Below are 14134 nucleotides of genomic sequence, written 5' to 3'. Positions count from 1 at the left end.
TGCTGAAGTCACCAGTCTCCGTAACGGAGCAAACCACTGACTGGAGAGCCGGATGCGGGAGATCCGCCTGTCCGGTTCGGAGGGGGGAGCGGCGCAAACCAATGCGCCGTTCCTACCTCTATCCATGCTCAGCCGTATTTCCACATGACCAGCGGGAGCACGGTGATCATCACGACCAAGGCGAGGACCGCGCCCATGCGGACGTAGTCGGTGAAGCGGTAACCGCCGGGGCCCATGACGAGCACATTGGCGGGGTGGGAAATGGGACTGGTGAAGCTGGCGGATGCGGCCATCGCCACGGCCATGATGAGAAGCTTCGGGTCGAGGTTCATGCCGGTGGAAGCTTCGATCGCGATCGGGGCCATGATCAGGACCAGGGCGGTGGTCGGGACGATGGTGGTGGCGAGCATGGTGAGGAGGTAGAGGGCAATCATCAGTCCCCAGATGCCGAAGGGCGCGGCCATGGCGGTGACTCCTTGCGCCAGCCAGCTGGCGGCTCCGGTGGTTTGCATGGCGGTGCCGAGGGGGATCATGCCGGCGATGAGGAAGACGGATTTCCATTCGATGGCCCGGTAGGCGTCGTCCATGGTGAGGCAACGAAGCGCGACCATCAGCGCCCCGGCGGAAACGGCGGCGATGGCAATCGGAAGCCAGCCGGACAGGACGGAAGCCACCACGGCAAGCATCAGGACGGCGGCGATGCCGGCAAGCCATGGGGCGTTGCGGGCGGTTTCCTTGTAGGCAGTGCGGCTGAGCAGGATGAAGTCCGGGTCGTCTGCGAGTGCTTCGACCTTTTCGCGTGGTCCGACCAGTAACAGCGCGTCGCCGAACTCAAGTTTGATGCGATGCAGGTGGGTGCGGTAGGCGCGGCCCTTGCGCCAGATGGCGCGGACGATGAGTCCGTAGTGCTGGCGGAAGTCGAGTTCGCGGACGGTTTTGCCGACCAAGCTGCTGCCCGGCGATAGGGTGGCTTCGGCGAGTCCGCTGCGGTCGTCGTTGAGTTCCGACGGAGCTTCCGATTCGTCGACGAATTCGAGGCTTTGGATGGAGCGTAGGAGTTCGAAGGTTTCGGCTTCGCAAAGGGTGAGTAGTCGATCCCCGGGCCGGAACTTCTCGTCGGGATCGGGGTAGTAGATTGATCCTCCTTTGCGGGCGATGCCGATGATGTCGAGTGACAAGCGGTTGCCGAGGCCGCTTTCCGCAATACTCGACCCGGGGAGTTGGGAATCTTCTGGAATCACCAATTCGACCAGCGAGTCCGAGTTATTACGAAGCTCATCGAGGCTTTGTTCGGTGATGAAATCGAGCTGGCTGAAATCGGAGCAGTCCTTGAGCGCTTCGGCAGCAGCGCGTCGGCCTTGCAGGAGTAAGGACTCGCCGGCTCGCAGACGAAGGTCGGCGAGCGATTTGCGGTGGGTGCGGGTGGGGCGGTTGATTTCGAGAATATGAACGCCGAAACGCCGGCGGAAATTGCTTTCTCCGACGGTGAGACCAACCAGTGGCGATTCGTTCGCAAGCGTGGCCTTGACCACGGCGATCTTATCCGACGAGAGGATCTCGAAGATTTCCTGGCCGCTTGCCATTTCGAATGCCTGAAGGCGAAGGAGTTCGCGGAAGTCGCCGGGTCTTCCCTGGACGAGCAAGGTGTCGCCGGAGTGGATCGGGGTGGAACCGTCGACTTCTTCCAAGGTTTCGGAGCCGCGCTGAATGGCGAGGACGTTCAGGCCGAGGGATTGTGCCAAGCCACAGTCCCGGAGCGGGCGCTTGTGGAGCGGGGAGTCGGCGGCGACTTTCAGTTTGAAGCGGCGTTCGTCGAGCTCGTAGCTGAATTGCAGCTTACGCTTGTTAGACGAGGGCTTCATTGATTCCGGCATTTCCGAAGGCAGCAGATGACGTCCGATCAGGGCAACGAACAGCGTTCCGATGACCATGGCGGGAACGCCAATGGGGGCGAATTCGAACAGGGAGAAGCCTTGGTAGCCTGCTTGCTGGAGGACACCCGAAGCGACGAGGTTCGGGGGCGTTCCGACGAGTGTGGTGAGTCCGCCGAGCAATGAGGAGTAGGCCATTGGCATCAGCAGCCGCGAGGGAGAAGTCTGCGTCTTGCGGGCGATGTCCATCACCACCGGGAGCATCAGTGCGGCGACGCCGATGTTGTTCATGAAAGCCGAGAGCACACCTGTGGTCAGCATGATGACGATGATGATGCGGACTTCCCCGGAGCCGACGAGTTTGAGCACCTGGCGGCCGATGAAGTCGGCCACTCCCGTGGCGCTCAGGCCGGCACTGAGGATGAACATCGCCCAGACCGTGACAACCGCTGGATTGCTGAAGCCGGCGAGGGCTTCTTCGAGGGTTACCAGGCCACTGACGGCGAGGGTGCCGAGGACAAGCAATGCCACGACGTCCATCGGCAGTTTCTCGGTCACGAAGAAGACCAGCGCGACAGCGAGGATGGCGAGAACGGCGGCGATTTCCCAAGTCATTCGAAGTACCGATCATCCAGCACTGCAATCGCCGTGGGGGCAATCAAGAACGAGGGGGAGTGTCAGTAGTCGGCCCGGGCACCAACGCCGGTATCCGACCGGCGTTCTGCGGACTGGATGATGTTGAGGGCATGGTTGCCGACCGCCTCGAGGTGGTTGTTGGTCTCGGTGTAGAGCATTTCGGTGGGGACTTCGCCGCCGGCCTGCATGCGTTTGATGGCTCCTTTGTTGTGCTGCTTGCGGAGCTTGTCGATGCGGTTTTCGAGCTGGTTGGCGTTCTCAATCATCTCACCGGAGACGCCCGAAAGGGAGTTGGCACAAAGGTCGAGAATGGCACGCACCTGGAGGCAGATGGCGGAGAGTTCGCGGTGTTGTTCCTCGGAGAAGTTCCTACCTTTCTCGTACTTCTTCTGAACGGTTTTCACGAGGCGGTAGATCCGGTCCGTTGCTTCCTCGTGTTCGGTGACCATGCGGAGCATCGACGTGATCCGTGCGGCGTTGCTGGGGCCGATCTCGTGAGAGGAGCATTGAATCAGGTAGGAGGTGATGTCGTGAAGGAGTTGGTCGCACTCGTCCTCCATTTCCTTGAGTCTCGCAACTTCATTGGAAAGGTCCTTGTCGGGATGGTTGAGGACGTTGACGAAGCCGTCGAACATCTGGGAAGTCCGATCGCTCATCTGCCTGATGGCGGTCTCGGCTTCGGCAAGATTGAGTTCTCCCATGTCGACGAGCCCTTGGGAAATGTATCGGACCTGGGTCTTGTTAGAGTCGGGTGATTTGTCTCGGACCCACCACTCGACAAAGCGTGTGATCTGGGGGACGAAGGCGACCACGAGACAGATGTTCGCGAAGTTGAACGCCGAGTGGAAAATGGCGGTGGCAAAGGCAATGTCCGAAGTGGAGAAATCGTCCTTGGCGGAGCGGAGCCAGTCGGGGAGCATGCCGGCCAGCTTCCATGAAAGAGCGGTGAAGGGGACGAAGGCGACCAGCATCCACAGGACGCCGATGACGTTGAAGGTGAAGTGGGCCCGGGCGGCTCGTTTGGCATTGAGATTTGCCCCGAGTGAAGCGAGCCAGGCGGTGACGGTGGTGCCGATGTTCTCGCCGAGCACGATGGCCGCGGAGTTGCGAAAGACGTTGAGGGGTTCGGACACGTCGCCGAGCCAGCCGTTCAGGGCGCAGGTGATGGTGATGGCCATGGCGGCCGAGGACGACTGGACCATCAGGGTCAGGACGATGCCGCCGATCATGTAGAGGATGACCGAGAGGAAGCCTCGTCCGCCGAGGAAGGTCACGATGCCTTCAATCATTGCGGCGGTGCCGGGATCTTCCTTCATCATCACCCTCAGGTCGGGCACCGAGTCCTTCAGCAAACCGAGGCCGAAGAAGACGAGGCCGAAACCGAGCAGCACTTCACCCCAACTCTTGGCTTTGTCTTTTCCGATGAATAAAAATGGAAGTCCGATGCCGATGAGTGGTAGTGCGATTTTGGCGATGCTGAATTTGCCGACGATGGCGACGATCCAGGCGGTAATTGTCGTGCCAAGGTTGGCTCCCATGATGACTCCAATCGATTGAACCAAGGTGAGCAGGCCGGCATTGACGAATGAAACGACCAGAACGGTCGTCGCCGATGAGGACTGGACGAGGGTGGTGGTAAAAAAGCCGGTGAGAATGCCGCTGAAACGGTTGCCGGTGATGCTTGATAGAGCTTTGCGCATCCTGGCACCGGCGACCCGCTGGACGCCCTCCGACATGACCTTCATCCCGTAGAGGAAAACACCGAGGGATCCCAAGACTTGGAGCAGGCCTGTAATCAGGGCAATCAGCGAAAACGAGGACTCGGGCGAGGCAGCTGCTAGAAGCGTCATGGGTTGGTGACGAAATCGTCACATTCGCGCCCGTCGTGCGAGCAAAAAGGGTCGTTTGGGCGTCGGGTCGCCCTTAATCGTGGTCAATTTCCTCGGCGAGGGCTTTGAACACAGGCGCGGGGACGTAGCGGCGGACGGTATCCTGCCAGCCGAGGGGGCCAATCAGGCTTTTGACCATGCTTGAGGAGACTTCAGCGATATCCCGCGGGGGCATCAGGAAGGTGGTGGTTATTCGGGGGGCCAGATCGGCGTTGATGTGGCGCATGACCCTTTCGTATTCGTAATCATCGGGGGCTCTGATCCCGCGAAGGATGAACTGGGCATCGCAGTCCCGGGCATAGTCGACGAGATAACGGTTGTCGAAGTGAGCGATGGTCAATCGTTCGCAGGAGGGAACGGAGGCGCGCAGCAGTTCAAGACGACGTTCGACCGAGTAGGTGTAGGTTTTCGACGGGTTGTTGCCGATGGCGACGATCAGACGGTCGAAAAGTTCCAGGCCTTGCTCGATCATCCACAGATGACCGGTGGTCGGGGGGTCGAAGGAACCGGCATAAACCGCGGTGCGCATTCGAGGATGCTAGGGCTTCGGAGTCCGGAGTCCAGAGTCAAGAATCCAGAGAAGCCTGAGGGTCCCTCGTCGAGTGGGTGAATGAGGTCCCTTGGTTGAGATGATTGAGTTTTCCGAGTGTTAGAGCTTCGGAGAGCGTCCGGGAAAGGTAGCTTTTGGCGTGTCCAACAGCGGTCGCAAGGTCGTCCCCATGGGCGAGGCGGGCGGCGATGGCGGCGGACAGCGTGCACCCGGTGCCATGCGAGGCCGGGGTGTCGATGCGCGGGCTGCGGAACCATTTGAAGGTATCCTGTTGGTCGAGGAGGTCGGCGCACTCCGGGGTATTCAGGTGACCCCCTTTCAGAAGGATTGAGGTTTTAAACAGCAATGAGAGAGCGCGTGCGGCCTTTTCGATCGCATCTTCATCGCGCACTGGGTGACCGATCAGGACTTCGGCTTCATCGAGATTGGGCGTGATCAGAGTGGCAAGCGGCAGGAGGCGGTCGATGTAGGCCTCGACGGCATCCTTTTTCAGCAGGGATTCTCCGCTCGAGGCCACCATCACAGGATCGACCACCAGGGGAATGGTGGGGTGTTTGGAGATGATTTCGCTGACGGCGACGACGTGTGCTTTTGAGAAAAGCATGCCGGTCTTGATCGCCGCGATGGGGTAGCTGTCGAGCAGGAGTTTGACCTGATCCTGCAGGATCGCCGGGGGGACGGGGTGGATCGAAAGGACGGTCGTGGGGGTCTCAGCGACGACGCAGGTGGCGGCGGTGAGTCCGTAGCTGCGGAAGTGCTGGAAAGTCTTGAGATCCGCCTGGAGACCAGCTCCGGCAGAGCAGTCAGAACCGGCGATGGTGAGGGCGATGGGAATCATGAGCGAAAGCTAAGCCAAAAATGCTGTCGGAAAACGTTGAATTTGGGGTTTGGCATTCGCGGCGAGTTGGCTTCAATAAGCCGAATGTCGACGATTACCGAGCTTGAGGGGCTTTCCGTGCAGGTGGATGATGTGATCTACATGCCGAGTCTCGATGCCCCGGCCGACAAACCGCATCCCTTTGTTTATTTCATTTCGATCAAGAACAACTCCGGGCAGCGGGTCAAAATTCAGGGTCGCAAGTGGGTCGTGAGGGAAGGGTCGGAGATGACGGTGGTCGAGGGTGATGGGGTGGTCGGTCAGAAGCCAGTGCTCGAACCGGGGGAGGATTTTTCCTACAACAGCTACCATGTCACTGCTGCGGATGCGGTGGCTGAGGGAGCGTTCTTTGGCAGGACGGACTCGGGTGAGTGGGTTTGTGCCAGGATCCCGGCGTTTCAACTGAGCGTGCCGGGTTGGGTTTAGGGCCGATTCAGGTCCATCATCTCCCCTGAGCCCGAGATGACGAGCGTCATCGGGATGTCGTGCGCGTCTGAGGGGAGTCGGTCGACGAGCTGCTCGCTGAAGGTGATGCCGATGCGCTCGGCTTCGGGTTTGGCATGAGCGAGGGCGCGGTCATAGAAGCCCTTGCCGCGGCCGAGACGGATGCCACGTCGGTCGAATCCGAGACCGGGACAGAGAAAAATATCGATCCGATGGGTGGGGAGGATGGGCCGGTCGGAAAGTGGTTCGGCGATGCTGAACGCGCCGCTTCGAAGTTGCTCGGGATGGTCGACTTCGTGAAACACCAGATCGCTGCCGACGACCCGGGGGAGCGACCAGCGATGCTGGGGAAAGGAGTGGATCAGCTCCAGCAGGGAGGGTTCATCGGGAAGCGCCGCAAAGGAAGCGATGCGGCAGGGGGGGGTCTTGGCAAGTCGCCTGCTCAGCGTTTCGCAGATGGCCGCGGATTGTTGCCGAGGCGGAGTTTTCCGGTCGGTGATCTGCCGCAGCCAGCTTCTCCATTCGGCCTTGCCAGCCTGTGGGTCGGGACTTGTCTCTTGCATTGCCACTCTTCGGGCGGAAGCATATCGGCAGTGATTCGATTGTGGCAAGTGGTGCTTCTGATGCTGGCTCTCGGGGTTTCCGCCGAAGAGCAGCGGGCTGCGTTCGCTTGGAAAGCGCCGCGGACGGGCGCGGGTGTGTTTTCTGACGCCCTCGGCATGCTTGACCGCGAGAAAGAGGAATATGCCACGAACCTGGTGGTGTATGCGACCAATGGCGTCGCGAGGTCGAAGGCTTCCGTTGCTTCGCTTGAGGTCGCCCGCCGCTTGATTGCGCTATCGATTCATCTTTCGCCAAGGAACAAGCGGGCGCTCGTCGCGAAGTATCAGCTGGAGCGGGGAGTGGTGCCGGCGGTGCTGCCAAGCGAGTACAGCTCGGAAGTACTGGCCAAGCTCTTGTTCACCCGCAGTCAGATCCTTCGACAGCAGGGGGGTGATGAAAATCTGTTTCTAGCCCGGGTTTTCACTGAGCTTGCTGCGGAGTTTGATCCGAAGAACGAGGAGGCCGTTTACGCCTGCGAGCTTCAGCGGCTCGACTTCGGCCGCATCGATTGGTCGGAATTGACGGATGTCAAACCCTCGGCAGTGGTCGATCCTGTGGACCTGCCTTGATGGCGTGTTGAAAAGGGACGCTTGCCAGTGGGAAAGCGGGCACTACGCTCCGCGCTCACGATTCATGAAAATCTGGCTGGACGGTAAATTGGTGGAGGAGTCCGAGGCAAAGATCTCGGTGTTTGATCACGGCGTGCTTTACGGCGATGGCGTCTTTGAAGGGATCCGTTTTTACAATCGGAGGATCTTTCGTTTGGAGGAGCACATCAAGCGCTTGTTCGATTCGGCCAAAGCGATCGTGCTGAACCTGCCTTGGACGATGGAAGAAGTCTGCCAATACACCATCGATACGGTGCGCGCCAACGGCCTGGATGACGGTTACATTCGGCTGGTCGTGACGCGTGGGACGGGCGGTCTGGGATTGAGCCCGTATCTTTGCGAAACGCCGAGCATGTTCATCATCGCATCGACGATCAAACTCTACCCTCAGGAGCATTACGACAATGGTCTGACCTTGATTACCTGTGCGACACGTCGTCCCGCTCCTGCGGCATTGATGCCTCAGGTGAAGTCGCTGAACTACCTGAACAACGTGATGGCCAAGGTGGAGGCGATTCAAGCAGGTGCCTTGGAAGGCGTGATGCTCAATGAGCAGGGCTACGTTGCCGAGTGCACGGGCGACAATATTTTCCTGATCAAGGAAGGGCGCTTGATTACGCCGCGAGTTTCGGACGGGGCCTTGGATGGGATTACCCGCCGGGTGATTCTGGAGCTGGCCGAGCAACTGGAGGTGCCGGTGGATGAGCGCGCGATGACGCGTTACGACATCTACACGGCGGATGAGTGTTTTCTCACGGGGACCGCTGCTGAAGTGATTCCAGTGAAGAGTTTGGATCGCCGGGACATCGGTGATGGCAGGCCGGGATCCGTCACTCAGCGCTTCATTACCGCTTTCCACGAGCTTGTGGGCAGCACTGGGGCTTCAATTGATTGAGAATTTCGCATTTCCGAACGGTTTTCGTTTCGCAATTTGCAGGAAGGCTCTTAGGCTGTCTCCAGGTAATGGAGTGCGACAACTGCGGCAAACCGGCGAAGGTTCACCTCACCCAACTTGTGGGTGGGAAAGTGAAGAAGGTCGCCCTGTGCAATGAATGTGCGCAGCAGAAGGGAGTGACGGATCCAACCGGGTTCGCGCTCGCAGACATGCTGCTGGGCGGGACCTCGGAATCCTCGGGGTCGGTCGCCTCCCTCGCGCCGGTTCCCACCGCCGGATCCTCACGCAGTTGTCCGCAGTGCGGATTCACGATGGCGGATTTGAAGAAGGTGCGTCGTTTCGGCTGTGGAGTCTGCTACGAGACCTTCCGCGACGAGGTGAATCAGATGGTGCGCGGCATGCACAAGGGTCCGATCCATTGCGGCAAAGTGCCTGACGGATTGATGGAGATGCATCAGCGCAATCTTCGACTCGAAGATTTGCGCGCGCGCCTGGATCAGGCCGTGACCTCCGAGCACTATGAGGAAGCAGCCGGCCTTCGCGACGAAATCCGGCAATTGGAGACGGAGGCGGCACAAACCGACTGAAGTCATGATGCGTTTTTCCACACTGATCAAGCACCCGGCCGACTGGATGACGGGCGAAGGAGCGGATAATGCGATCGTCCTCACTTCACGCATCCGTCTTGCTCGAAATCTGGCAGGTGTTCCCTTTCCGGGGTGGGCGAAGAAGAATCAACGGGCCGAAGCGCTCGAACAGATGCGACCCGCGGTCGAAGGACTGAGCTGCATGAAGGAACCCTTCTCGCAGGAACTCGATTCGCTCAGCTCGGTGCAGAAGCAAGTGATGGTGGAACGCCATCTCATCAGTCGCGAGCATGCAGCGCGTGGTGAGGGAAGTGCGGCGGTGATCGAGCGGCGACAATCCATCGCGATCATGCTCAACGAGGAGGATCACTTGCGGATGCAGTCGATTCGGCCAGGCCTTGAATTGATGTCTGCCTACGAGGCGCTCTCGGAGGTGGATGATCAACTCGCCGACCAACTCGAATACGCTTTTGATCAGGAACTGGGTTACTTAACGACCTGTCCGACGAATCTGGGAACGGGCCTGCGCGGGTCGGCGATGCTTCACTTGCCCGCCTTGGTCTTGAGCGATCAGATCGGCCAGGTGCTGCAGGCCGTCAACAAGATCGGACTCGCAGTGCGGGGCATCTTCGGTGAGGGAACCGAGTCGCTCGGGAATTTGTTCCAGATTTCGAATCAGTCGACGCTTGGTGAAAGTGAGGAAAGCATCCTGCGGCGTCTTGAGCGGGTGATTTCGCAAGTGGCGATGCATGAACGCAATGCGCGTGGCAAGCTGGTTGAGGACGACCCGGACATGGTCTGCGATAAGATTGGCCGGGCTTACGGTGTTTTACGCAATGCCTGGATCATCGACTCGAAAGAAGCGCTGAATCGTTTGTCCTTGCTGCGGCTGGGTGGGGATTTGGGAATCTTTTCCCATGACACGGTGGCACAGTGCGACGAGCTTCTGATGGAAATCCAACCCGCGCACCTTCAGATGCACAGCGGACGCAAGCTGGCACCGGAAGAACGCGACACCATTCGGGCGGAAATCGTCCGCTCCCGGTTGCAAAGCCTCAAAGCCCCTGATATTCGTTCTATCAACAACAGTGGGGGAGACAACGACTCCTCACCCGACCTCGGAATCGCATGAACAATTTTACTCCAAGAGCTCAACAGGTTCTCGCCCTCGCCCGCAAGGAGGCTGATCGCTTCAATCACAGCTACGTTGGCACCGAGCATCTTCTTCTCGGTCTGATCAAGCTGGGTCAAGGCGTGGCCGTCAATGTCCTCGAGCGGATGGGCTTGGATCTCGAAACGGTCCGGATGGAAGTCGAAAAGGAAGTCGGCACGGGAACCGGACAAAAGGTTTCCGGAAGCATTCCTTACACCCCAAGGGTGAAAAAAGTGCTGGCTCTGGCCAACAAGGAAGCGAAGGCGCTCAACCACAGCTATGTCGGCACCGAGCACATCCTGCTCGGCCTGCTCCGTGAAGGAGAGGGCGTGGCGGCCAGGGTGCTGCGTCGCATGGAGGTGGACATTCAGCGCACCCGCAACGAAATCCTCGCCGAGATTGATCCCAACTTTAGTCCTGAAGACGAGGATGACGATGATGACGACGACGACTTGGGAGTCTTCGAAGATGAAGGTCAGGGAGCTGAGGCTGGTGGAGAATCCGAGGGCAAGACCAAGACGCCAGCACTGCGCGCCTTCGGCCGGGATCTGACCAAGCTGGCGAAAGAGGATGAACTGGATCCTGTGATCGGTCGCGAGTCCGAGATCGAGCGCGTGATCCAGATTCTCTGTCGTCGGACCAAGAACAATCCGGTGTTGATCGGTGAAGCTGGCGTCGGCAAGACGGCCATCGTTGAAGGTCTCGCGCAGGAGATTGCCAGCGGTAACGTGCCGGAACTACTGCGCGACAAGAAGGTGATCACTCTCGACCTCGCCCTCATGGTCGCCGGAACCAAATACCGGGGTCAGTTTGAGGAGCGAATCAAGGCGGTGATGGATGAGATCAAGAAGGTGAAGAACGTGATTCTCTTCATCGACGAGCTTCACACCATCGTCGGTGCGGGTTCGGCGGAAGGTGCGATGGATGCCTCGAACATCATCAAGCCGGCGCTTTCCCGATCCGAGCTTCAGGTGGTCGGTGCGACAACTCTCAACGAGTACCGCAAGTACATCGAGAAGGATGCCGCGCTCGAAAGGCGCTTCCAGCAGGTCAAGGTGGAGGAACCTTCGATTGAAGACGCCATCGAAATTCTCAAGGGTCTGCAGGACAAGTATGAGTCCCACCACAAGGCCAAGTTTTCGCCGGAGGCGATCGAGGCTTCGGTTCGTTTGACTTCACGCTATCTCACGGGACGCTATCTTCCAGACAAGGCGATTGACGTGCTGGACGAAGCGGGCGCTCGGGCCCGCATCGGCCAGATGACCCGACCTCCGTCGATCAAGGAGCTCGAGGTGAATATCGAGAAGATCAATCACGACAAGATTGCTGCGATCGGCGAACAGGATTTTGAAAAGGCAGCGGCCCTTCGCGATCAGGAAAAGAACGCAAAAAGGCAACTCGAAGACACCCTCAACGAGTGGCGTTCGAATTCTGAAGAGACCATCGTCGATGTTGGGGAAGAAGAAATCATGGGAGTCGTTTCCAAGTGGACTGGCGTGCCCCTTCAGCGGATGGAACAGAAGGAAGCCGCCAAGCTTCTCAAGATGGAGTCCGAGCTTCAGGACCGGGTGATCGGTCAGAACGAAGCGGTGACCGCCATTTCAAAGGCCCTGCGCCGTTCCCGTGCCGATCTCAAGGATCCACGGCGTCCGATCGGTTCCTTCCTGTTCCTCGGACCGACAGGGGTCGGTAAGACCTACCTGGCACGCAACCTCGCGGAGTTCATGTTCGGTGATCCGGAGTCGCTCATCCAGATCGACATGTCCGAGTACATGGAGAAGTTCACCTCCAGCCGCCTGATCGGATCACCTCCTGGATACGTCGGACACGAAGAGGGCGGGCAGCTTTCGGAAGCCGTCCGTCGTCGGCCCTATTCGGTCGTCCTTTTCGACGAGATCGAGAAGGCCCATCCGGACGTGATGAACCTGCTGCTTCAGATTCTGGAGGAAGGCATGGTCACCGATTCCCTTGGCCGCAAGATCGACTTCCGCAATACGATCATCATCATGACTTCGAACGTCGGCGCCTCGACCATCAAGCGCCAGACCGCGCTTGGTTTCGGCGCCATGCAGGCGGATGATTCCGACTTCGAGGGCATGAAGGAGAAGATCCTCGAGGAGTCGAAGCGCTACTACAAACCTGAGTTTCTCAATCGCCTCGACGAGCTCGTGGTCTTCCACATGCTGGAGAAGAGGGATCTCGATAGAATCGTGGATCTTGAAATCGACAAGTTGCTGAAGCGGCTTCGCGAAAAGGAAATCACTCTCGACCTCGATGCCACGGCGCGCAATTTGCTCGTCACCAAGGGTTACGATCCGAATTACGGAGCGCGCCCAATGCGCCGTGCGGTCGAACGCTATCTCGAGGATCCGCTCGCGGAAGCACTGCTTCGTGGCGATGTGAAGAATGGAGACTCGGCACGAGTCGTTTGCCCGGAAGGGAAAGAGGAGCTGATCTTCGAGTTGATCGAGGACCAGCCCGAGAAAAACGATGCGGAAGCTGACGAGGCGAAGGTATGATGTTTTTCCTTAGGGGTTGACACTCATGGAAGAGAGTTCGAGCAAGACTTCCAGCACGGGCTCGCATCCACGGCTGACAAAGGCATTCAGCACCTTGCTGGCAGGGGTGGTTTCCGCCCTGCCGGTGATGGTGACCGTCTGGCTGCTCGTCGTCCTCTACCGGATTCTCCGTAATGCCGGGGACAACATCATCGACGGTCTGTTTCGTCTCCTGAACTTCGTTCGCGGGGTCAAGCCGACCGCGCTCGATGCCTGGGCATTTGAGTTTCCGGGGGCCAATCTGATTCAGGCATTGCTGCCGGTCCTGATCGTCTTCGGGGTCGGGTTCGCTGTCACCAACCGGCCTGGCCGGCGGGCATTGGCTTGGATTGAACGCCGCATCGATGCCCTGCCGATTCTGGGTTTCGTCTATTCATCCATCAAGCAACTCGTCGACGCATTGAAAGGCCTCGGCGGCGAACGGAAGTTCAAAGGGGTGGCCTACATCGAGTATCCGAGCCCGGGATGTCGGCTGCTCGGCTTCGTCACGGCCAACTATTTTGATCCTCAAACCGGCAAGGATGTGACGGCTGTTTTCATGCCGACTTCGCCAAACCCGCTGACTGGCTTCGTGGTCATCGTTGACGACGAGAAGGTCACCAAGTGCAACATGACCCTTGAGGAAGCCAGCAAGTTGATCATTTCCGCCGGGCTCGTCTCCCCGATGTCGGTTGCGCAAACTGCGAGTACCACTTCGGGAAGCACTCCATAAGCTCACGACATTAGCCGTGCACCGGGCAGGGGCTGAGGTTGGTGAAGAAGTCGTTGCCCTTGTTGTCGATCAGAATGAAGGCCGGGAAGTTCTCGACCGTAATTTTCCAAACGGCTTCCATGCCGAGTTCGGGAAATTCGACGACCTCCTGAGATTTGATGTGTTCCTTGGCCAGCAGGGCCGCCGGGCCACCCGCGGAACCGAGGTAGAAGCCGCCGTGTTTCTTGCAGGCGTCCGTGACTTGCTGGGAGCGGTTACCTTTGGCGAGCATCACCATCGAGCCACCTGCAGCTTGGAAGAGATCGACGTAGCCGTCCATGCGGCCGGCGGTTGTCGGTCCGAACGAACCGGAAGCATAGCCTTCGGGTGTCTTGGCGGGACCCGCATAATAGACGGGGTACTTTTTGATGTAGTCGGGAAGCTCGCCGGTCTCTTCAAGCCGTTCCTTGAGCTTCGCGTGCGCGGCATCCCGGGCGACGATGATGGTGCCGGTGAGAGCGAGGGCGGTAGTGACCGGGTACTTTGAAAGCGTGGCCAGCGTGGCTTCCATGCCTTGGTCGAGATCGATTTCGACGCCACTGAATTTCCAGTCGCGATATTTTTCCGGGATGTATTGTCCGGGGTTAGCCTCGAGTTTTTCGAGGAAAATACCGTCCTTGGTGATCTTGGCTTTGGCCTGACGGTCAGCGGAGCAGGACACGGCGAGACCGACCGGGCACGAGGCACCATGCCGTGGCAGGCGGATCACCCG

At 59.0% G+C, this 14134-nt stretch carries 13 protein-coding genes; 7 read left to right on the top strand and 6 right to left on the bottom strand.

Features of this window, described 5'->3' with window-relative positions; translation table 11 throughout:
• Positions 1–128: 128 nt before the first annotated feature.
• The 4 genes from WBG04_RS03960 to thiD all read right to left on the bottom strand — a co-directional run bounded on the left by WBG04_RS03960 (position 129) and on the right by thiD (position 5784).
• Entirely contained in the window at positions 129–2486 is a 2358-nt protein-coding gene (locus tag WBG04_RS03960; RefSeq protein ID WP_424313079.1) for an SLC13 family permease, read from the bottom strand.
• A gap of 62 nt (positions 2487–2548) precedes the next feature.
• Positions 2549–4357: a Na/Pi cotransporter family protein gene (locus WBG04_RS03955; protein ID WP_424313078.1), complete on the bottom strand. Its 1809-nt coding sequence runs from the start codon at positions 4355–4357 to the stop codon at positions 2549–2551.
• Positions 4358–4430: 73 nt separating this feature from the next.
• On the bottom strand, positions 4431–4925 hold the full coding sequence (gene coaD / locus WBG04_RS03950) for a pantetheine-phosphate adenylyltransferase (protein WP_424313077.1): 495 nt from the start codon (positions 4923–4925) through the stop codon (positions 4431–4433).
• Positions 4926–4962: 37 nt separating this feature from the next.
• Entirely contained in the window at positions 4963–5784 is an 822-nt protein-coding gene (gene thiD, locus WBG04_RS03945) for a bifunctional hydroxymethylpyrimidine kinase/phosphomethylpyrimidine kinase (protein ID WP_424313076.1), read from the bottom strand.
• A gap of 84 nt (positions 5785–5868) precedes the next feature.
• On the opposite strand from thiD, the gene WBG04_RS03940 reads away from it, so the two are divergent.
• Entirely contained in the window at positions 5869–6249 is a 381-nt protein-coding gene (locus WBG04_RS03940; RefSeq protein ID WP_424313075.1) for a Co(2+)/Mg(2+) efflux protein ApaG, read from the top strand.
• On the opposite strand, the gene WBG04_RS03935 is transcribed toward WBG04_RS03940, so the two are convergent.
• On the bottom strand, positions 6246–6830 hold the full coding sequence (locus WBG04_RS03935; protein WP_424313074.1) for a 5-formyltetrahydrofolate cyclo-ligase: 585 nt from the start codon (positions 6828–6830) through the stop codon (positions 6246–6248). The two genes, WBG04_RS03940 and WBG04_RS03935, sit on opposite strands and share 4 nt — an antisense overlap.
• 30 nt (positions 6831–6860) lie before the next feature.
• Between WBG04_RS03935 and WBG04_RS03930 the strand changes: the two genes are divergently transcribed.
• The 6 genes from WBG04_RS03930 to WBG04_RS03905 all read left to right on the top strand — a co-directional run bounded on the left by WBG04_RS03930 (position 6861) and on the right by WBG04_RS03905 (position 13383).
• Positions 6861–7439 carry a hypothetical protein gene (locus tag WBG04_RS03930; protein ID WP_424313073.1) on the top strand — a complete coding sequence of 193 codons (579 nt, stop codon included), beginning with the start codon at positions 6861–6863 and terminating at the stop codon, positions 7437–7439.
• A 64-nt stretch (positions 7440–7503) separates the two neighbouring features.
• Positions 7504–8373, top strand: a complete 870-nt coding sequence (gene ilvE / locus WBG04_RS03925) for a branched-chain-amino-acid transaminase (protein ID WP_424313072.1) — start codon at positions 7504–7506, stop codon at positions 8371–8373.
• A 68-nt stretch (positions 8374–8441) separates the two neighbouring features.
• Positions 8442–8960, top strand: coding sequence for a UvrB/UvrC motif-containing protein (locus WBG04_RS03920; protein ID WP_424313071.1), 519 nt, complete (start codon positions 8442–8444; stop codon positions 8958–8960).
• 4 nt (positions 8961–8964) lie between these two features.
• Positions 8965–10092, top strand: a complete 1128-nt coding sequence (locus WBG04_RS03915; protein WP_424313070.1) for a protein arginine kinase — start codon at positions 8965–8967, stop codon at positions 10090–10092.
• On the top strand, positions 10089–12632 hold the full coding sequence (locus tag WBG04_RS03910) for an ATP-dependent Clp protease ATP-binding subunit (protein WP_424313069.1): 2544 nt from the start codon (positions 10089–10091) through the stop codon (positions 12630–12632). The genes WBG04_RS03915 and WBG04_RS03910 overlap by 4 nt, the downstream gene beginning before the upstream one ends.
• A gap of 25 nt (positions 12633–12657) precedes the next feature.
• On the top strand, positions 12658–13383 hold the full coding sequence (locus WBG04_RS03905) for a DUF502 domain-containing protein (RefSeq protein WP_424313068.1): 726 nt from the start codon (positions 12658–12660) through the stop codon (positions 13381–13383).
• A gap of 10 nt (positions 13384–13393) precedes the next feature.
• Here the strand turns inward: WBG04_RS03905 and WBG04_RS03900 are convergent.
• Positions 13394–14134 (bottom strand): FumA C-terminus/TtdB family hydratase beta subunit (locus WBG04_RS03900; RefSeq protein ID WP_424313067.1); only part of this gene is annotated, 741 nt, incomplete at its 5' end.

The organism is Haloferula sp. (assembly GCF_049672945.1).
Taxonomy (GTDB): Bacteria; Verrucomicrobiota; Verrucomicrobiia; order Verrucomicrobiales; family Akkermansiaceae; genus Haloferula.
The sequence above is the reverse complement of the archived record's forward strand: the minus strand, read 5'-3'. Positions and strand labels throughout refer to the sequence as shown.

What these genes read in the sequence shown, in the direction of transcription:
- WBG04_RS03960 (WP_424313079.1), bottom strand. Translation starts at nt 2,486, where the DNA reads ATGACTTGGGAAATCGCCGCCGTTCTCGCCATCCTCGCTGTCGCGCTG.
- WBG04_RS03955 (WP_424313078.1), bottom strand. Translation starts at nt 4,357, where the DNA reads ATGACGCTTCTAGCAGCTGCCTCGCCCGAGTCCTCGTTTTCGCTGATT.
- coaD (WP_424313077.1), bottom strand. Translation starts at nt 4,925, where the DNA reads ATGCGCACCGCGGTTTATGCCGGTTCCTTCGACCCCCCGACCACCGGT.
- thiD (WP_424313076.1), bottom strand. Translation starts at nt 5,784, where the DNA reads ATGATTCCCATCGCCCTCACCATCGCCGGTTCTGACTGCTCTGCCGGA.
- WBG04_RS03940 (WP_424313075.1), top strand. Translation starts at nt 5,869, where the DNA reads ATGTCGACGATTACCGAGCTTGAGGGGCTTTCCGTGCAGGTGGATGAT.
- WBG04_RS03935 (WP_424313074.1), bottom strand. Translation starts at nt 6,830, where the DNA reads ATGCAAGAGACAAGTCCCGACCCACAGGCTGGCAAGGCCGAATGGAGA.
- ilvE (WP_424313072.1), top strand. Translation starts at nt 7,504, where the DNA reads ATGAAAATCTGGCTGGACGGTAAATTGGTGGAGGAGTCCGAGGCAAAG.
- WBG04_RS03920 (WP_424313071.1), top strand. Translation starts at nt 8,442, where the DNA reads ATGGAGTGCGACAACTGCGGCAAACCGGCGAAGGTTCACCTCACCCAA.
- WBG04_RS03915 (WP_424313070.1), top strand. Translation starts at nt 8,965, where the DNA reads ATGATGCGTTTTTCCACACTGATCAAGCACCCGGCCGACTGGATGACG.
- WBG04_RS03910 (WP_424313069.1), top strand. Translation starts at nt 10,089, where the DNA reads ATGAACAATTTTACTCCAAGAGCTCAACAGGTTCTCGCCCTCGCCCGC.
- WBG04_RS03905 (WP_424313068.1), top strand. Translation starts at nt 12,658, where the DNA reads ATGGAAGAGAGTTCGAGCAAGACTTCCAGCACGGGCTCGCATCCACGG.